This is a genomic window from Acinetobacter sp. YH12128 (assembly GCF_013418655.1).
In the GTDB taxonomy this organism is placed as follows: Bacteria; Pseudomonadota; Gammaproteobacteria; order Pseudomonadales; family Moraxellaceae; genus Acinetobacter; species Acinetobacter amyesii.
Genome location: NZ_VPBO01000008.1, coordinates 81,650 through 99,677, shown reverse-complemented (window position 1 = coordinate 99,677; position 18,028 = coordinate 81,650). Strand labels below are relative to the sequence as shown.

At 40.9% G+C, this 18,028-nt stretch carries 18 protein-coding genes; 4 read left to right on the top strand and 14 right to left on the bottom strand.

Annotation, left to right across the window (positions count from 1 at the left end; all coding sequences use genetic code 11):
• Positions 1-62 precede the first annotated feature (62 nt).
• Both FTU64_RS06015 and FTU64_RS06010 read right to left on the bottom strand, forming a co-directional pair.
• On the bottom strand, positions 63-1,268 hold the full coding sequence (locus FTU64_RS06015; RefSeq protein ID WP_180054298.1) for a TIGR03862 family flavoprotein: 1,206 nt from the start codon (positions 1,266-1,268) through the stop codon (positions 63-65).
• Positions 1,269-1,274: 6 nt separating this feature from the next.
• A complete protein-coding gene (locus FTU64_RS06010; RefSeq protein WP_180002966.1) occupies positions 1,275-1,925 on the bottom strand; it encodes an SAM-dependent methyltransferase in 651 nt (216 codons plus the stop codon).
• 83 nt (positions 1,926-2,008) lie between these two features.
• On the opposite strand from FTU64_RS06010, the gene FTU64_RS06005 reads away from it, so the two are divergent.
• Complete coding sequence (locus FTU64_RS06005; RefSeq protein WP_078189771.1) at positions 2,009-2,194, top strand: DNA gyrase inhibitor YacG; 186 nt, start codon at positions 2,009-2,011, stop codon at positions 2,192-2,194.
• A 93-nt stretch (positions 2,195-2,287) separates the two neighbouring features.
• Here FTU64_RS06005 and FTU64_RS06000 read toward each other — a convergent pair whose 3' ends face one another.
• The 5 genes from FTU64_RS06000 to FTU64_RS05980 all read right to left on the bottom strand — a co-directional run bounded on the left by FTU64_RS06000 (position 2,288) and on the right by FTU64_RS05980 (position 6,729).
• Positions 2,288-2,932: an MBL fold metallo-hydrolase gene (locus tag FTU64_RS06000; RefSeq protein WP_180054296.1), complete on the bottom strand. Its 645-nt coding sequence runs from the start codon at positions 2,930-2,932 to the stop codon at positions 2,288-2,290.
• A gap of 12 nt (positions 2,933-2,944) precedes the next feature.
• Positions 2,945-3,967 carry a ferrochelatase gene (hemH, locus tag FTU64_RS05995; RefSeq protein ID WP_168377948.1) on the bottom strand — a complete coding sequence of 341 codons (1,023 nt, stop codon included), beginning with the start codon at positions 3,965-3,967 and terminating at the stop codon, positions 2,945-2,947.
• Positions 3,968-4,032: 65 nt separating this feature from the next.
• Positions 4,033-5,061, bottom strand: a complete 1,029-nt coding sequence (locus FTU64_RS05990) for a DUF4062 domain-containing protein (protein ID WP_180054294.1) — start codon at positions 5,059-5,061, stop codon at positions 4,033-4,035.
• Positions 5,062-5,183: 122 nt separating this feature from the next.
• Positions 5,184-6,071 (bottom strand): glutamate racemase, encoded by an 888-nt coding sequence (murI, locus tag FTU64_RS05985; protein WP_168377950.1) that lies wholly within the window; start codon positions 6,069-6,071, stop codon positions 5,184-5,186.
• A gap of 49 nt (positions 6,072-6,120) precedes the next feature.
• Positions 6,121-6,729, bottom strand: a complete 609-nt coding sequence (locus FTU64_RS05980; protein ID WP_168377951.1) for a DUF1285 domain-containing protein — start codon at positions 6,727-6,729, stop codon at positions 6,121-6,123.
• 194 nt (positions 6,730-6,923) lie between these two features.
• Here FTU64_RS05980 and FTU64_RS05975 point away from each other — a divergent pair, with 194 nt between their 5' ends.
• On the top strand, positions 6,924-8,636 hold the full coding sequence (locus FTU64_RS05975) for an electron transfer flavoprotein-ubiquinone oxidoreductase (protein WP_180026642.1): 1,713 nt from the start codon (positions 6,924-6,926) through the stop codon (positions 8,634-8,636).
• Positions 8,637-9,147: 511 nt separating this feature from the next.
• Here the strand turns inward: FTU64_RS05975 and FTU64_RS05970 are convergent.
• The 4 genes from FTU64_RS05970 to tusA all read right to left on the bottom strand — a co-directional run bounded on the left by FTU64_RS05970 (position 9,148) and on the right by tusA (position 13,716).
• On the bottom strand, positions 9,148-9,627 hold the full coding sequence (locus FTU64_RS05970; RefSeq protein ID WP_180059393.1) for a hypothetical protein: 480 nt from the start codon (positions 9,625-9,627) through the stop codon (positions 9,148-9,150).
• A 128-nt stretch (positions 9,628-9,755) separates the two neighbouring features.
• Positions 9,756-10,547 (bottom strand): hypothetical protein, encoded by a 792-nt coding sequence (locus tag FTU64_RS05965; RefSeq protein ID WP_180002896.1) that lies wholly within the window; start codon positions 10,545-10,547, stop codon positions 9,756-9,758.
• Positions 10,548-13,325, bottom strand: a complete 2,778-nt coding sequence (locus FTU64_RS05960; protein ID WP_180054290.1) for a type VI secretion system Vgr family protein — start codon at positions 13,323-13,325, stop codon at positions 10,548-10,550. It lies immediately after the preceding gene.
• A gap of 133 nt (positions 13,326-13,458) precedes the next feature.
• Positions 13,459-13,716: a sulfurtransferase TusA gene (gene tusA, locus FTU64_RS05955; RefSeq protein WP_078189780.1), complete on the bottom strand. Its 258-nt coding sequence runs from the start codon at positions 13,714-13,716 to the stop codon at positions 13,459-13,461.
• A gap of 200 nt (positions 13,717-13,916) precedes the next feature.
• On the opposite strand from tusA, the gene FTU64_RS05950 reads away from it, so the two are divergent.
• Positions 13,917-14,756 carry an HlyC/CorC family transporter gene (locus FTU64_RS05950; RefSeq protein WP_078189781.1) on the top strand — a complete coding sequence of 280 codons (840 nt, stop codon included), beginning with the start codon at positions 13,917-13,919 and terminating at the stop codon, positions 14,754-14,756.
• On the top strand, positions 14,753-16,312 hold the full coding sequence (gene lnt, locus FTU64_RS05945) for an apolipoprotein N-acyltransferase (RefSeq protein WP_180054288.1): 1,560 nt from the start codon (positions 14,753-14,755) through the stop codon (positions 16,310-16,312). Before FTU64_RS05950 ends, lnt begins: the two co-directional genes overlap by 4 nt.
• An 83-nt stretch (positions 16,313-16,395) precedes the next feature.
• On the opposite strand, the gene FTU64_RS05940 is transcribed toward lnt, so the two are convergent.
• The 3 genes from FTU64_RS05940 to gspG form a co-directional block, all read right to left on the bottom strand.
• Entirely contained in the window at positions 16,396-16,734 is a 339-nt protein-coding gene (locus FTU64_RS05940) for a tRNA-binding protein (RefSeq protein ID WP_180054358.1), read from the bottom strand.
• Between the two features lie 232 nt (positions 16,735-16,966).
• Positions 16,967-17,302, bottom strand: a complete 336-nt coding sequence (locus tag FTU64_RS05935) for a hypothetical protein (protein ID WP_180054286.1) — start codon at positions 17,300-17,302, stop codon at positions 16,967-16,969.
• Between the two features lie 283 nt (positions 17,303-17,585).
• Positions 17,586-18,002, bottom strand: coding sequence for a type II secretion system major pseudopilin GspG (gspG, locus tag FTU64_RS05930; RefSeq protein ID WP_373683025.1), 417 nt, complete (start codon positions 18,000-18,002; stop codon positions 17,586-17,588).
• Positions 18,003-18,028: the final 26 nt, after the last annotated feature.

Below are 18,028 nucleotides of genomic sequence, written 5' to 3'. Positions count from 1 at the left end.
TTAGAAGAATTTCATCTCAAAATATCACAACTCCTCAGCAAGATTGTGACAATTTGAAGCGCTTAGTTCTGCAAAGAAACCAGATAGTTTTGAACCCCTTCACCCGCTGCTCGACCGGTTGCAAGGCAGGCTGTTAGTAAATAGCCTCCAGTAGGCGCATCCCAATCCAACATTTCACCGCAAGCAAATACTGCAGGATTGCTCTTCAATTGTAAGCCATCATTTAGGACTGAACGCTTCACACCACCTGCGCAGCTAATCGCCTCATCTATCGGGCGAAATCCGTCAAGTTGAATATCTAAATGTTTAATTTTCGCTGCTAGTAAGGCCGGCTCATGCCAAAAAGATTTATCCACCAGTTCACGGACCAGCGCAGCTTTCGCCGCATCTAAACCGGCTTTACGCCAAACATTGGTTAAAGACTGCTTTTTCGAAGGCTGTAGTTTCTTTGCCAATTGCTCAACACTTTGATCTGGCAATAAGTCCAAAGTCAGCTGCATGGGCTGAGCAGATTTCACCTGTTGACGCAGTGCTCGAACTTGTTTGTAGATCAATCCACTTTCCAGCCCATAGTGTGAAATGATGATATCGCCTTGGGTCGGCTCGGCTTGATCGACCCATGCATTGACTCGCTTTAAGGGCTGTCCAAACACAGGCTGCATAAACTTCGACCAAGCGCGTTCCACGCCAGCATTACTGGCTTGAAAAGTTTCAATGCTCTCAGGCTGCAGCCATTTTTGCCATGCGCCATCACTGCCTAAACGTGACCAAGACACTGCGCCACATGCCATAATAATCGCATCAAAGCCAAGCACTTGACTTGATTCATCAACAAGGTTTTGAATCGTTAGCTGATTGGACTGTAAGTCCAAAACTTGATGTCGATAATGAAACTGCACCCCGTCTAGACTAAGACGTTTTAACCAGGCTCGCAGCAAAGGCGCAGCTTTCATTTCAATAGGAAAGACCCGACCTGATGAACCAATATAGGTTTCAATGCCCAGCCCCATCATCCACTGTTGAATCCATGCTGCATCCCACTGCTTAACCCATGGGCTCAGCCATTCCACTTGATCATAGCGCTGCACAAATTGTTCAACGGGTTCTGCATGCGAAATATTCAGCCCCGTCTTGCCAGCCATTAAAAATTTACGGGCTGCCGATGGTTTTTGCTCATAAACATGAATGTCATAGTCAAATTGGCTAAGCACTTCCGCCGCCATCAATCCCGCAGGACCTGCCCCAATGATTGCAATACGCTGAGTCATGCCCAATTATTCCGCAGATGCTTCGGTGGGTTGCTTGCCTTGTAGCGGCTGAAAATCATCAAAACGTGTGGTATAGCCAGCGGGTTTAGTCACCAATAATTGTTGGCACAACTCACCACGTTCTAGATATTTAATCTCAAAGTGTGTACGTGCTGAAGTCTCTGCAATGCGTTCTTTGACAAAAGGTAGCTTCCAAACATCGATTAACTGCTGCTGCGCTTCCTCAATATATTCAGGAATATTACTGGCCAAGGTAATCTGACCACCCGGCTGCAAACGCGACAATAAAAATTCAAAAAACGGCATATTTAACCAGCGCTGTGCAGGATTATGCGGTTCAGGGTTTGGATACAAAATAAAGAATTGCTGTACTTGCGCAGGATGTAAGGCATGTACTACCCAAGGCAATGCATCAGCATGAATTGGAGCTAAATTGCTTTGCCCTTCAAGTTGATGCTGCTTTTGCATTGCCACAAATTTTTCACGTGTCCGCTCAACAGCAATCAATTGAAATTCAGGGTGATTGGCTGAAAACAATAATGCATGTTTACCTTTACCAGCCCCAATTTCCACACAAATCGGCGTGGAATCAATCGGCTGAAAATCACGGGGAGCTCGCATACGCTGCGCTTGAAATTGACGAATAGGCATAAACAGATCAAACTAAACAGAACGGCATAAGTCTAACAACTGCGACTGTATTTGCCTAATTGAATCATCCGTTTTTGCTGGAGTTAAGCATGCCCACCACCATGAATTGTCCACGCTGCGGCGCATTGACGACTTGGGAAAATAATGAATATCGCCCGTTTTGCTCAGATCGTTGTAAATTGATTGATCTCGGTGCATGGGCCAATGATGAATATCGTCTGCCGACACAAGATGCACCTCAGGCCGATGGTGGCCGTGAAGAAGACCAATTCTAAGGACTCAAGTGCATAACCCTATTATTTAGGTAAATAAAACAGGAATCCGTTTGGATTCCTGTTTTGTTAATTTAAGTTTCTCAATCTAGTTGCTTAACCCGCTTTACCAGCAACGAAAGGATTATGTTGTTTTTCATAACCAATGGTACTCATTGGACCATGCCCTGAAATAAACTGCGTGTCATCCGGCAAGCTAAAACATTCACGCTGAATGGAGTCGAGTAATTGTTGATGGTTACCGCGTGGAAAATCTGTCCGGCCTATCGAGCCTTTAAATAACACATCCCCCGTCCAAAGCACGGCATATTTTGCGTTATAGAACATGACATGACCTGGTGTATGCCCCGGTGCAAAACGAACTTCAAACTCTTCTGCACCCAGCTTCAAGGTTTCGCCGCCTTCCAACCATTGGGTCACATGGACATTGTCAGGGATCGGGAAACCGTATTTCGCAGAAACCTCCTGAATCATGTCCAACCAAAACGCATCTTCTTTATGCGGGCCAATCACTGGAACATTCCAAGCTTGGGTTAATGCCCCAACCGCACCTGCATGGTCTAAATGGCCATGCGTTAACCACAAGGCTTTGACCGTTAAACCGAGCGCTTCAACTTCGGCTTTTAATTTTTCAGGCTCTCCCCCTGCATCAATCAAGACCGCTTCTTTCGACTCAGAGTCCCAAACAATGGAACAGTTTTGTTGAAATGCCGTAACGGGCACGATTTTAACTTGCAACATAGGGCGAAAACCTCAAGGCGATGAATGGGCTAATGTTTGCTTTAAGGCATCAAGATTAGCTTGAAGTAATAAATTGAGCAATGCGACATGATCATCCCGCGCGTTTAATGCAGGAATATAACCATATTCACCACCGCCTGCAGCTTGGAAAATTTCAGCATTTTGCAGCGCCAACTCTTCTAGCGTTTCCAAACAATCCGCTGAAAATGCAGGGCTCATAACCTGTACCGATTTCACGCCTTGTTTGCCCCATGCGTCCAAAGTGGCATCAGTATAAGGTTTCACCCATTCTTGCTTACCAAAGCGAGATTGGAAACTGATTTCATATTGATCTTCAGTTAAACCAAGCGCTTGCGCGACTAAATGTCCTGTTACACGGCAACGGTCAGCATAGGGATCACCCTTGTCTGCATAAGGCTGTGGAATGCCATGAAAAGACATCAATAACTTATCCGCGACCCCATGCTCCGCTTGATAATCACGCACACTTTGCGCTAAAGCTTGAATAAATAGCGGGTGCTGATAGTAATCACGAATAATACTCAAGCCCGGCAAATTGCGTTGCTGCGGAATCCATTGTGCGATCGCATCATATAGCGGTGCAGTCGATGTTGCTGAATATTGTGGGAATAGTGGAAACAGGACGATGTGGTCTTGTGGCTGCTGTGCCAATTGATCTAAAGCTGCTTGAATGCCTGGATTGCCATAGGTCATGGCAGGAACCACCTTCAGTTCAAATTCTGGATACGCTTGAGTTAAATGTGCTTTTACAGCGTCAACTTGCGCCAACAATATTTCACGCATAGGCGAATCATTGCCCCAAACCATTTCATAGGCATGCGCCACACGCTTTGGTCGAAATGGCAAAATGAACAAACGCAAAATCAATTGCCAAATCGGTTTTGGAATTTCAATCACCCGCTGATCTGACAAAAACTGTTGCAGAAAACGACGCACTGCGGGCACAGTTGGCGCATCAGGCGTGCCTAAGTTCGCCAGAATAATGGTGACTTTAGCTTTTTCGGCAGACAACATTACACTTTTTCCATCAATTTGAATGACGCTAATGTAGCAGCTTTTTATCTATTTTATAAAACAGATTAATATACAGTTTTAAATTGGAAAACCCGATCATTATCCAACAAATTACTTTCCAGTAGTTTTTGACCTTTCGAGGTCACTTGCCACAACATGCGTTGACGGTCATCACGTCCATTTGGAATGATCCAATCATTTTGACGCATTTGACTCTTGATACTATGCAAAGCCCGAATATTCACCTGAGCACGAGCAACCGCATGCGCACGAGGCATTTCAACGCGGGCATCTTCCAAACCTGTTTCGTTTAGAAATTCATTCATGCGTTTAGAGAAGAATTCTTCAGGGGTCGGATTGACAAAAGTTGAACCTAAAATCGAAAGCAACTGTGCCCACGTCATTTTTTTCTGAACTTTCAGCTCTTTAAAATTGCCGTCTTGATAGGCATGCATGCGATATTCAAAAGAGAACACTTCATGCATAGACACTTTCGGTAAGCTCAGGAATGGGTCGACTTCTCGTTTTCCTGATTCTGTTTCGAGTTGAACTAACTGGGCTTTTAAGCGATCAATTTCATCATGCAAAGCTTGGGTATTTTGCGGACGAACCCAACCTGAAACAGGATAGCGCTCTAGCATTTGCGGCATGTTCAATCGCACTGCCATTTCTAAATCACGCAAGGTTCGATAGCTAAAGACTTGATCCACTTCATTTTGCAATAGCTTACGAAAGTCTTTGAATTTTTCACGTAGCTCAGGCTTTTCATCATGCAAAGAAAGATCACGTGAATTTGGATCTTCATGCATAAACACAATGACCGGCTTTTGTTTCGTCACTGCATAAATATATTCAAGGTGCATATAACCCACACCTGAAACAGACTGCTCGCCATACTGACTACCCAGTAAGATCACCACATAATCACAGTCATCAATTTGACGACGCGCAAAAGCCGTACTTAATGGTGTGCGCTGTTCCAACCCCCAAGAGAAAAAACCCATCCCTACAAGCGTCTGAGCCAAAATGATCCGTTCTGGCTGCATTTCACTGCCAGATGTGGAAATGAATACTTGATAACGCTTATCGAGCATTAGAGATCCTCTTCCCGTTGCACGCTATATCCAGCACTCAAAAAAGTGGTTGCTGAAACATACAGCATGACTACCCCAAATAGATTTAAATTGTTTTATCTAAAATCGTTCAATCACAATGATTAAAATTCTAAACTTGCCGCCTGAATATTGCAGATTTTCCAAGTGATTTGATCATCTTGAATTAAGCGTGCTACCACAGGTGTTAAGTTTTCCGCATTATTTCCACTGACATAACATTCGATACGCAGTGAATCTTGGCGGTTATGCTCAAATAATAACTCATTTTTAATCAAAATTTGGGCTGTTTGTCGTGCAACCGCAAATCCTGAGTCAATTAATGTCAGCTTCTGACCAAAAATATACTGAATTGCCGATTTTAGGAAGGGGTAATGCGTACATCCAAGCACTAAATAATCTGCACCTGCATCTACAACTGGCTGTAATATCTCAGTTAATGTCTGCAGGCAAGGCTCAGTCATTTGCGCCCCCGCTTCAACAAAGGGCACCAATTCCAAAGAAGTCACTGACAAAACTTGCACCCCTGCAGGTTCAGCAAATCGCTGCATGACATCTTTGATTAATTTACCCCGAAAAGTCGCAGGCGTTGCGAGGACAGCCACAGTTTTACTTTTGGTCTGTAATACCGCAGGTTTTAAGGCTGGAACCAAGCCAATAATCGGAAAATTTTCACCGTAGTGTTCACGCAAATAATCCAAACTAAATGCCGATGCCGTATTGCATGCCACCACCGCGACTTTACACCCCTGACGGTATAACCACTCAATCGCATGTGCAGTCAGTTCACGGATGTCCTGATCTTGACGCGGGCCATAAGGGACATGTGCCGTATCTGCAAAATAAACAATCCGTTCATTCGGTAAATAACGTGCAATTTCCAACGCAACAGACAAACCACCAATACCTGAGTCAAATACCCCAATAGGCGCATCAGCAGTCGCTTTTGGCATGGGTACATTTAAGGGGTAAATGGGATGAATGGCGGTCATAGGGTCACTTTAATTTAGATTCAGAATGACAAGGTGGAAAGCTTAAACCTCAGGTGCCTAATTGCAAGTGCAAATCACCACTTTGTAACACTAAAATGGACTCCCCTTGCTCATTTTCAAGCAGCTCACCCATCTCGACTAAATGAAAAAATGCAGCACGTTGAATTAAGGCATTTATACCAAAACGAACATGCACATAAGGACGTAGTTCACCCTGATATTCACGCATAAAAATCGGATGTTCCTGATCAACAATAATCAGGTCTTGGGTGGTTGTGGTGAATTGAATATAGTTTTTAGCGTCAATCTCAACGTGATCCACCTGATTGACAAATAAAGGCTCATCTTCCACCTGTATTTCAATTTGTTCCACAGGGGTTTTTAAATAGAATTTCCCATCTTCTTTCCAAAGCACGGTTGAGAACAGATCAATGAGTGCTTGCCGCTTGATCAATTGACCATCGTGCCACCATTCTCCATTGGCTAAAACCTTCAAATCCATTGCACCACAATGCTTTGGATGCCATTGATCTAATGGAGGGATTGACCTTTTGTGACCGGACTGTCCATCTTTTAAGTATTGTGCAATGTTCATTAAATTTCTATCATCCCTATTAATGAATTTTTTCGTCGGGTTTTCGTTCAATTGCTGCTTCATCCGCCTAATAAATACCTTAGTGACGGAAAAATAATATGATTCAGCCAATTGGCTAGAACTCGGTTTAAAACTATACTAGCCCACAATATCAAAGACACGATAGAAAAATTGTGTCTGGGCATTAAGAACACTCATGGCAGCACCATTTAAATGAATTGAATGGATGCCACCTTCCGAAATATGAGGAGTCCTACATGGAACACATCGAACGTGAATCGATGGAGTTTGACGTAGTTATCGTCGGTGCAGGTCCTGCCGGCCTATCTGCTGCGATTAAAATTCGTCAACTTGCAATTGAAAATAACCTAAACGATCTGTCCGTTTGTGTCGTGGAAAAGGGCTCCGAAGTGGGTGCGCATATTCTATCGGGTGCTGTGCTTGAACCCCGCGCGATGAATGAATTGTTCCCAGATTGGAAAGAACAAGGCGCACCGTTAAATGTGCCTGTGACTGAAGATAAAACCTTCTTCTTATTGTCTGATGAAAAATCACAAGAAGCACCGCATTGGATGGTGCCTAAAACCATGCATAACGATGGCAACTATGTTATTTCGTTAGGTAACGTTGTTCGTTGGTTGGGCGCTAAAGCTGAAGAATTAGAAGTGTCTATTTTCCCAGGTTTTGCCGCTTCTGAAATCCTTTACCATGAAGACGGGACTGTGAAAGGTATTCAGACTGGCGACATGGGTATTGGTAAAGATGGCGAACCAACGCACAACTTTACCCCTGGCTATGAACTTCATGCGAAATACACATTATTTGCTGAAGGCTGTCGTGGTCATTTAGGTAAACGTCTGATTGCTCAGTTCAACTTAGATAAAGATGCTGATCCGCAACATTACGGTATTGGTATTAAAGAACTTTGGGAAATCGATCCTGCTAAGCACAAACCAGGTTTGGTGATGCACGGTGCAGGTTGGCCTTTAAGCGAAACAGGTTCTTCAGGTGGTTGGTGGTTATACCACGCTGAAAACAACCAAGTGACGTTGGGTATGATTGTTGACTTGTCATACACAAATCCACACATGTATCCATTTATGGAAATGCAGCGTTGGAAAACACATCCACTGATCAAGCAATATCTTGAAGGTGGTAAACGTATTTCTTATGGCGCACGTGCGGTTGTAAAAGGTGGTTTCAACTCATTACCTAAATTCACTTTCCCTGGTGGTAGCTTAATTGGTGATGACGCAGGTTTCCTAAACTTTGCGAAAATCAAAGGCTCTCATACAGCAATGAAATCAGGTATGCTGTGCGGTGAAGCTGTATTTGAAGCGATTGCTGCGGGTGTGGAAAAAGGTGGTGACCTTGCCATTGCACGTGTGACTGAAGGTGAAGACTTCTTCACTAAAGAGTTAACTGCGTATACTGACAAGTTTAACAACAGTTGGTTGAAAGAAGAGTTATATAACTCTCGTAACTTCGGCCCTGCTATGCATAAGTTTGGTCAATGGATGGGTGGTGCGTTCAACTTTGTTGATCAAAACATCTTTAAAGTGCCATTTACACTACATGACTTACAGCCCGACTTCAGCGCTTTAAAAACTGTCGATGCTGCGAACTTCAAACCGAATTATCCAAAACCAGATGGTAAAATTACATTTGACCGTTTGTCTTCAGTATTCGTATCAAATACGGTACATGAAGAAAATCAGCCTGCGCATTTAAAACTGACAGATGCTTCTATTCCTGTAAATGTGAACTTACCAAAATGGGATGAGCCTGCTCAGCGCTACTGCCCTGCTGGTGTTTATGAAATTATGGAAGAAAACGACGGTTCTAAGCGTTTCCAAATTAACGCGGCAAACTGTGTTCACTGTAAGACGTGTGATATTAAAGATCCATCTCAAAACATTACTTGGGTAACACCTGAGGGTGGTGGTGGTCCTAATTATCCTAATATGTAATCTCTTTTGAGATTGAAATAAACCCGCTTAATGCGGGTTTATTTTTTAATATACAATCACACTCTTTAAATAAATATTATTACAAAAAAAATAATTCCTATAAAAAATTAATTTCATAATTAGTTTATTTTAAATAATTATCAATGTGTCATTTTATATTCATTAGATTTAGATATTTTATAAATAATTAAAAGAAATAATTTCACTAAGCCTAAAAGGCTTTGTTGCATAAATATGTAAGCATCTGATTTAAATAAATTTAATTTTGGATCAAAAAATAATCAAAACCTTTAAAATCATATAGTTATGAAATCTTTGTGCAACAAAGCCCATCTATATTTAAGTATTATTTTTTTAAAACAAGTAATTTAATTTCACCAAAAATTTAAAATGATAGCTTTAAACCCAATATCTTTATTTAATAAACTTATAAGCCTATAAAATATTGAGTTTGCTTGAGACAACAAACCCGCTTAGGCGGGTTAATTTTAAATTATTATAAAAAAATCAACTACCTTCTTATTTCAAACGCTTGAAAGTTATTAGGATGCTTCTGTTTTCTATATTGTTCAGATTTTACAATAAATATAACATCAAACAATCCCTCATAAGAATATATATACCTATAATTACTTAATCTTGAGTCAAAATCAATTTTCTTAAAATTTAAAGAATTATTATTTTCAAAAAAATTGTCATTAAAATTTGGGATAAATTTAGTATAAAATACATTTTTACTATGTAATTTAATAACACTCCATTCAGAATCACCAACATTTTTAATTAAATTAACTTGCAAGTCTGGAAAGTTCGGGATATTAAAATATACTCCTTGCTCCTTCTTAAAGTTATTATTTTTGTGGGCTAAAATTTCTAACTTACCAAGCATTAAATCTGATTTATTAAAATCTCCATTTTTTACACAAAAAATAATTCTTTCAATTAATAATTGGTAATTAATATTATTTTTTGAAATAAATTCATTATTCATATTCAATCCATTTATCGACTTATCATTAACACTATTATTTGCATAACAGCCGAAAAAACTAGTACTTACCCATACGATTACTAGTAAAAAAATACGCATTCCATATCCCTTACAAGTATGATTTGAAATTAATTTTCGTAATAGCCATTCTCAAACAAAGGATCAAGTTGACCATTTTCCAACTTCCACGATGATACACTGAAATCATGCTCACCATCAGCATCAAATAAATCGACACCTTTACCATCCTCGGGATATTCAGGATAAATGTAAGCATTATCTCCATATTTTTTATAAAATTGACTACACCACATATATGGATTTACCACCCTAAAAGGGGGAATTTTTCCATCAATTTCAATGTATCCTTTTCCATTTGGCAAGTCATCAATGACATCATCTAAAATATCTTCTGCTTCTTCAGCACAGGTATCATTCAAAATTACATTATAAGGTTTTCCTTTAAGCACTGCCGCTTCAACTTTTGCTACTTTTTGTTTAATTTTATGAAATTTTTTTTCCGTGATATTTATTTTAAATATTTGAACAACTTCATAAATTAAATAAGAAGTTGTACTTGGCCTTTTATTTACGTATCCATTTGCATAAATTTTTTCATTTCCGTCTATCTCTTCTTCACCTTTTTTATATTCTATATCTCCCAACTCTTCTGTTGGGCCAAAACTAAAAAAGGCCTCCACAACATTATTTTTGGTTATGTAAAAGAAAGCATGGCCATAATCACTACCCTCCCCTTGCAAAATTTGAACTTTTTCAACTTTATTTTTTAAAATACCTACTTTGCGTTCAACAAAAGCTATTTCTGCTAAATTTGCTTCAAATCCAACCAACAAAGAATAATTATCAATTTTAATTTCAGTTTCAGGCTTTCCTTCTTGTGTATCAACCATTTGACTCATTTAATTATTATCCTTTAAAAAATCTTCAGCATCTTGACCAACCAAAATTCTTAATTTTTCCTTCTGCTGAGTAAAAATACGTTTTGTCATTGCGTTAATGTCACTTATTCCAGCCAAGTATTCTCCATTTGGTTTTACAATCACATATTTTTCATTTGGCATTATTTTTTGAGTATGATCTATGACCTTAATTTGTTGACTGAAGCTTTTCAGTTCATTTGGCAAGGTTGTGATTGGAACATTTACTTGTTGAGGCCCCACAAACTGATGCTGCCCTGCCTTAACTTCAAACTTACCGCTAGTTGTCGGTAATACACCCGCACTACTAATTTCAATCTGACTACCACCAGCAACTAAAACAATTTTTTTGCTCGCTTTGATTTCAACTTTATCTTCCGTAGAAATAATTTGAATACCCTTTCGTGCAATCAGATCCGCCCCATCTCCTTGCGCTTGGATTTCAACTTTGCCTTTACCAGCATAAGCTCTTAAGCCTTCTTGTGCTGCAAATAGACTGATCTTGTTTTGTGCATGGGCAATCAAGGATTTTTGGCTACTGAGGTTGATGCTATCGCCTGCACTTTGGCTGATCTGCCCATCCGCTGAAAGATGAATATCTTCCTGACTACTCACAGCAATGGAGTTTGGTGCAGATAAAATCATTAAGGCTTGTTTAAAGGCATCAGCTTTTTCTTTACTGCCTTTTTCGATTTGGCCAAGGAAGTTTTTCAGATTATCTAAGACTTCAAGCGGGTCAGTTTGCTGGTTTTTCGCCACTTCACTTAAGGCTTTACTGCTGTTTAAGTTGGCTTCGATTTGTTCTTTCGCCGCTTGTGCGTCGAGGTGCATTGCTGCTGCTTGTTGTTGTGGGTGTGTACTAACAAGTAGCCCCTGTCCTGCACGCACTGCACCCCATTGGTCGGTTCTCAGTTCAAAGCCTTCGCCTCTTCCCTCACTTTCTGCGGTTTCTTTGGGATGACTGAGGTTCCCTAGGTTGAGCTGAGTGGCGCCATGGGTACTTTGTAATTGTGTTGAGATTTGTCCAGTCGTGTCATCAAAGCGAAGTTGTCCAAAGCCTTCACCTTGGACTTCCTTACTTTTTATTCCAGCCAGTTTTTTGGTCTCAGGTAGTTTGCCTTTACTATCAAATTGGGTTGGACTGCGCTTTGCTTCATGTATGCGCCCCACCACAAATGGTCGGTCGATATTGCCGTCAAAGAAATCGATGACCACGATTTCATTAATACGTGGTAAGAAACGTGCACCATAGCCTTCACCGGCCCATGGGGTAAGCACATCTACCCATGCAGAATCCGTATCATTGTCATTACTGCCTGCACCGCCATCATGGCTGTGGTCATCACCACGGGTAAATAAGAAGCGGACTTTGATACGCCCCCATTCATCGACATGTATTTCTTCACCGCTTGGCCCAACGACTTTGGCGCGTTGCGGATGGGTGCTTGGACGGTGTTCGAGTGGGTTATATTCAGGAACGGTCGCAATATTGCGGCGTTGCAATGTGAGCTGATTGGCCTGACGCTCGGCCTGTTCATGGATGGGTTTAATATTCCACTGGCTTTGTTCAATCAGTTGATTGACCTGTTCAGTGAGATCTTTGGGTAAGTTATTTTGGTTATAGAATTTCTTTTCTGTGATTAAAAATTGTTTGTCTGCACCACTGTGTTGATCAATTTCAGGGTGTTCATTCAGTTCAAACCAATAACCGACTTGTGTATCACGCACAGTCGATTGTGCATTGAATTTTTTCGATTGTAGCTCATGATAGCGCGTTAGGTTTTGATTCAATTTTTCAATTTGACTGTTGGATGAAGCGGTAGCTTGGTCTTCACCTTTTAAATCTTGCATCCATGCAGGGCTGATATGCCATGCTTGTTCGAGACTTAAGCTAGCATTGTCTTGGCTTTGGCTATGCTGATGTTTGCTTTGAACTGAACCTGCGCCTTCTTCTTGGCTGAGTCCATCGGCTTGCCAGCGCTGTACGTGTACCGCAGTCGGCTGAATGCTACGTTCACCAATCAAGCTGGTGATGCTGTCTTGTTTTTCAGTGGCGCTAGAACGATGAAAGCGGATACTACGACGGCTGAGTGCTTGATATTGGCTATTGTCATCAATCAGGCGGAGTTTTTGTTTTTCAATTGGCGCTGAGGAATGTGGTGCTTTCAGCTGCGCTTCATCGATGAGCCAATTGATGCCTTCACTGCGCCAAAGACGCGTTAAAAAGTCATAATCGCTTTCATTCGACTGCATGATGAAAGGTCGTACATCATAGTTCTGACTTAAACCGCTTAGATCTAGCGTTAGACTGGCAGCAAAGAGCGGACTTTTGCTTTGCCATTCTTTAAAGAGAGTTTCACTGACATCGCGAACAGATTTGTTCATAAACACACGGCTGTTCCTGCGTTTATGCCACAGCGATGTTGCATCTTCTAAAGTGAGTTTATACAGCGTGAGTGAACCGTCACTCTGGCCTTGGGTGGCTTCGGTAATAATACCCGTGGTGCGGAAGAGTTCGCCCTGATCGGTCACTTGATCAACGGCGACTTGTACGCCAATAAATTGTTTTAGTGGAATAAGTGCATTAGTAGATAGGCAAATCAAAGTCGCTTGCAGGCCTTGGTTTAAGACATGCTCCCCATCAATACGTTGAATAAAAAGCTCTTCATTCAACGCAGGATTGGAAAATTGCAAATGAATGGCACGTTTTTGGGCGGATAAGCCTAATTTTTCAAGTATAAGAGCAATCGAATTTAACATTTTAAAAGTCTGTTTTTTAAACTTTGTATAATTATGCTGCGAATGATATAGGCTAGCCATCAGACTTGACCAGCCTATTTTATTAATAAAAATGTAACATCTTAATAATTATTATTTTTTACAATCTCTTAAATTAACCTTTCTGAACCAAATAATGGAATTCTTTATTTCCATTTTCATCAAGACGTTCTTCTTGAAGCAAAAGCTCATGACCTAAATGCATACAAAATTTCGGAATATCCCAAGAGGTCGAATTATCTGTTGCAAAAACCTCAACAATATCACCCGATTTTGATTTACGAATGGCTTGATGCAACATCATCACAGGCTCAGGGCAACGTAAGCCACGGGTGTTTAATTGAATTGATGGGGGCACAGAAGGCTCAGACATTAGAAAACTCAGCATTAAAATCTAACGCTATTTTAGCATAATCCTAACGACCGAATGTTAGCTTGAAAAATGCAGATGATAACGTCTTAAAATGACTTGATCGCTCATCATCTAGATCAACATTAACAATAGACAACTGTATTTTCTACGGTATGATAAAATCATCATTTATTAGATATTAAGAGTCTTTAGGAAAGATCATGCAAGAGGAATCCGGCCCGTCGTGGGGCATGCGCGGCTTACGTAAATGGCTGGGCACTGCACCAGAAACCCGTGACGAACTGTTGAAATTGGTACAAGATTCACGTCGCTTCTTAGAACCCGATACAGTTGCCATGCTCGAAGGGGTACTCGACTTACCTGCAACTAAAATCCGCGAGGTCATGACCCCCCGTACTGCGATGATCAGCTTGCAAGAAGATGATGAGCTATTAGATATTTTGCATGTACTTGTTGAATCTGCACACTCACGTTTCCCAGTCTTTTCCTCAGACCAGCCAGACAATGTTGTCGGTATTTTGTTGGCCAAAGATTTGTTGCCATTTTTGACAGAACCGACCACCAAAGTCGATATTCGTGCATTAATGCGTCAACCCTTATTTGTACCCGAGAGCGCGCGTTCTGACCAAGTTTTACGTATGTTGAAAAATACCCAAACCCATATCGCTGTAGTGATTGATGAATATGGCACAACTTCAGGCTTAGTCACTTTAGAGGACATTCTTGAAGAAATTGTGGGTGAAATTGAAGATGAACACGACAAAGTCGATGAAGAAGCTCAATTTATCATTCCAGATGAAGACCCACTAAGTGCAAATACATGGTTGGTTCAAGCACTTACACCAATTGAACACTTTAACAATCTTTTAGATGCTGATTTTTCAGATGATGAAGTAGAAACTGTGGGCGGCTTACTGCTACAAGAAATGGGCTTGGTCAGTGATTTACAAGGTCAAGTGATTGAACTTGAAAACTGGGAGTTTACCATTTTGGAGGCAGATGCACGTACCATTCATCTGATCCGAGCTGTCCGTAAATGAGAACCTACTTTGATAAGCTGCTAAACCACTCACAACAAAAAAAACAGCTACCTTTCATCTATCCTTTGCTGATTGCATTATTTTCAGGTGCCATCTTCAGCTTGTCGCTGGCACCTTATCATTATTGGTGGTTGGCAATTTTATCTCCAGCCCTGTTGTATGCCTGCCTAAGTCAACGTGCACCTAAACAATCGTTTTTCATTGGTCTAGCTTATGGCTTCGGCTTATGGTTTGTCGGGGCTTTTTGGCTGTATACCTCGATCCATGTCTATGGTGATACCAATTCAGCACTCAGTGTTTTGATGATTGCCATTATGGCGATTGTGATGGGGCTGTTTACCGCAGTTCAGAGTTGGCTCTACCGCCGCTTCTTTCCAGAAACCCCACTGACCTTTGCGCCACTGTGGGTGTTTTTCGAGTGGAGTAAAACTTGGGTCTTTACCGGTTTTCCATGGCTTTTTGCAGGTTATGCATTTACTGAACGATTCCTCGATGGCTATGCGCCATTATTCGGGATCTTTGGGGTATCTTTTGCGGTCATTGTATTGGCCTGTGCCTTGGTTGAAATCCTGCGTAAACGCATCTTTTGGATTGTTCCCTCTGTCCTTGTTTTGCTCGGCGCATGGGGTGCAGCACAACTGCAATTTGTTCAGCCTAAAAATGAAAAACCGCTGAGTGTTTCCTTAATTCAAGGCAATATTCCACAAGATTTAAAATGGTTAACAGAATACCAAGCTCAAACCTTAATGAAATATGCATCATTAAGTCGGACAGAATGGGGCCGTGATGTCATTGTTTGGCCAGAATCCTCCATTCCAATGTTCCAAACCGATATTGAGCCGTTTTTGGATGCGATGAAAGTCCAAGCCAATAAAACAGGTACGGCTTGGGTGACAGGTATTCCCTATTGGGATTTGGCAGAATCACAGCAAAACCAACACCCTATGTATTACAACACCATCATGGCAACTGGTGATGAGTCTTTTGGCCTATACAAGAAGCAACGTCTAGTTCCCTTTGGTGAATACATTCCGCTTTCAGGGATGCTAAGTTGGGTACTGCCTGCCCTACAAAATGACCCGTCGATGAGTGGCTTTTCACGTGGTGCAAACAACCAAAAACCTTTGAATGTTAAAGGTCATGATTTAGGTGCGGCGATTTGCTATGAAGTGGCTTATCCCAACTTAACCCGTCGTAATGCCAGTCAAAGTGACTACTTAGTGACTATTTCCAATGATGCATGGTTTACTGGAACAGCGAGCCCGCATCAGCACCTACAAATGGTTCAAATGCGTGCCAAAGAAAATGGCCGTTGGTTTATTCGTGCAACCAATACGGGGATTACCGCCTTTATTGATCATAATGGTCACATTGTGAAACAGGCACCGATGGATAAAGATGCAGTACTGCGTGGTGATTTACCTGCCATGCAAGGCGAAACGCTTTACACTCGCTTAAGTGATTGGCCTGTGTTGATTTTCTCATTCTTGCTATTGGTTCTCGGTTGGATTTATCGCCCGCGTAAAGTTGATATTTCTTTTAAATCACGCCGTTAATTCTGCTACAAAAGATCAAAAAACCGAGCTTTGGCTCGGTTTTTTATTGATAAACGTTCAACGTGCCAGCTCATCTTACTTTTTCAAAGCAACTTAGTGCCGAGGGGAATCTCTGCATCAGGCACACAAAGAGCAACATGCCCCTCTGCATTATGAAAACCTGTGACCAAACACTCTGACTGGATCGGCCCAATTTGTTTTTTTGGAAAATTCACGACGGCAACGACCAATTTTCCCACTAGATTTTCCGGCTGATACAGCTGTGTAATTTGTGCACTGGACTTTTTAATGCCCAGTTCCTCTCCAAAATCCACATGGAGAATGTACGCGGGTTTACGTGCTTGCTCAAAGACTTCAGCCTGCACAATTTTCCCTACACGTAATTCAACTTTCATAAAATCTTGCCAATCGATCTGTTGCATTTTTCCCTCTTTCTTTTCTTTGTTGTACTTCATCTGGCTATCTATGCATTATAAAAATTTCATTCAGGCTGACGATATGTGAAACAGACATTCGATGCGTCTAAACGGACAAAGTAAGGTCATCTTAGAACACGTATCACATTAATGTACGCTTTGATGTAGGCTAACTATTCATTAGCATGAGACATAAAAAAACTGGAGCAAGCTCCAGTTTGGAAGGTTAATTTTGGGGTTATAACTGCGTAACTAAATAGGAAAGCATGGCAGCTAAAGATACCATTGGAATATATCGATAAAGACGAACAACCATATGTTCGATGGCAGATGCATGTTCTTGTTTTAAATTTGCCACAGTCGCTTTTAATGCAGACCAAAAACTTAAAGCCAGTAATGAACTCATTAAGCTCATGGCAAAGAAGCCCACCATAATTTGGCTACTGCCCTCAGTGCTTTGCCATAAATACACAATGCCTTGACTGATCGGCAGAATACTTAAAATCAAAAGAACAGATTTCAGCATAGACCAATGAAATTGGTTAATTTCATCCGTTAATAATAATGCTTTCATGCTATCCTCCATGGCTAAAAAAGTACCATAAAAGATATTATGCGCGGTTTTATTTAAATGAAAAGCCTATATTTATTCATATTTTGCGATTATTGTAATCAATAAAATTGGGAATAATTCTTATTATAAATATCACATATTTTGCATTATGTAATTTAAATTAAATTCAATAACTTAATATTAATTTTATAATTAAGATTTATTATCACTTCACTCAATATTGAAACACCCTATTAAGTGAAGTGATTAATTCCATTAAAACTGAATTTATAATTATTCTCAGTTAGTGTTTATAGTAAATATCAGCATCATTTTCTTCACCACCAGACTGACCGTCCGCACCAAATGAATAAAGATCATAAGGACGGCCTTCAGAACCGGGAATCACATATTGAATGTCATTGTCCCAACTGTCTTTTGGATAGCCACCTTTGATGTAGCCACCTGGCAACCAGTTTTTAGCAGACTCAGGTTTAGTGACCAAAGCATTTAATCCGCCGTCTTGCATTGAAGGGAATTTACCATTGTCCATTTTGTATTGATCTAATGAGCCAGCGACACTTTTTAAAGTAATCGCCGTAGTATCGACTTTGGCTTTTTCACCACGGCCCATCACGTTCGGTACAATCAGCGCTGCCAAAACACCTAAAATGACAATGACCACCATCACTTCAATTAAAGTAAAACCTTGTTGCTTCATATTTTTTGTCTTCACTTGCATGTTAC

What these genes read in the sequence shown, in the direction of transcription:
- lnt (WP_180054288.1), top strand. Translation starts at nt 14,753, where the DNA reads ATGAGAACCTACTTTGATAAGCTGCTAAACCACTCACAACAAAAAAAA.
- FTU64_RS05935 (WP_180054286.1), bottom strand. Translation starts at nt 17,302, where the DNA reads ATGAAAGCATTATTATTAACGGATGAAATTAACCAATTTCATTGGTCT.
- FTU64_RS05950 (WP_078189781.1), top strand. Translation starts at nt 13,917, where the DNA reads ATGCAAGAGGAATCCGGCCCGTCGTGGGGCATGCGCGGCTTACGTAAA.
- hemH (WP_168377948.1), bottom strand. Translation starts at nt 3,967, where the DNA reads ATGTTGTCTGCCGAAAAAGCTAAAGTCACCATTATTCTGGCGAACTTA.
- FTU64_RS06000 (WP_180054296.1), bottom strand. Translation starts at nt 2,932, where the DNA reads ATGTTGCAAGTTAAAATCGTGCCCGTTACGGCATTTCAACAAAACTGT.
- FTU64_RS06015 (WP_180054298.1), bottom strand. Translation starts at nt 1,268, where the DNA reads ATGACTCAGCGTATTGCAATCATTGGGGCAGGTCCTGCGGGATTGATG.
- FTU64_RS05990 (WP_180054294.1), bottom strand. Translation starts at nt 5,061, where the DNA reads ATGCTCGATAAGCGTTATCAAGTATTCATTTCCACATCTGGCAGTGAA.
- FTU64_RS05960 (WP_180054290.1), bottom strand. Translation starts at nt 13,325, where the DNA reads ATGTTAAATTCGATTGCTCTTATACTTGAAAAATTAGGCTTATCCGCC.
- FTU64_RS05975 (WP_180026642.1), top strand. Translation starts at nt 6,924, where the DNA reads ATGGAACACATCGAACGTGAATCGATGGAGTTTGACGTAGTTATCGTC.
- FTU64_RS05980 (WP_168377951.1), bottom strand. Translation starts at nt 6,729, where the DNA reads ATGAAGCAGCAATTGAACGAAAACCCGACGAAAAAATTCATTAATAGG.
- FTU64_RS05965 (WP_180002896.1), bottom strand. Translation starts at nt 10,547, where the DNA reads ATGAGTCAAATGGTTGATACACAAGAAGGAAAGCCTGAAACTGAAATT.
- FTU64_RS05970 (WP_180059393.1), bottom strand. Translation starts at nt 9,627, where the DNA reads ATGAATAATGAATTTATTTCAAAAAATAATATTAATTACCAATTATTA.
- FTU64_RS05940 (WP_180054358.1), bottom strand. Translation starts at nt 16,734, where the DNA reads ATGCAACAGATCGATTGGCAAGATTTTATGAAAGTTGAATTACGTGTA.
- gspG (WP_373683025.1), bottom strand. Translation starts at nt 18,002, where the DNA reads ATGAAGCAACAAGGTTTTACTTTAATTGAAGTGATGGTGGTCATTGTC.
- murI (WP_168377950.1), bottom strand. Translation starts at nt 6,071, where the DNA reads ATGACCGCCATTCATCCCATTTACCCCTTAAATGTACCCATGCCAAAA.
- tusA (WP_078189780.1), bottom strand. Translation starts at nt 13,716, where the DNA reads ATGTCTGAGCCTTCTGTGCCCCCATCAATTCAATTAAACACCCGTGGC.
- FTU64_RS06005 (WP_078189771.1), top strand. Translation starts at nt 2,009, where the DNA reads ATGCCCACCACCATGAATTGTCCACGCTGCGGCGCATTGACGACTTGG.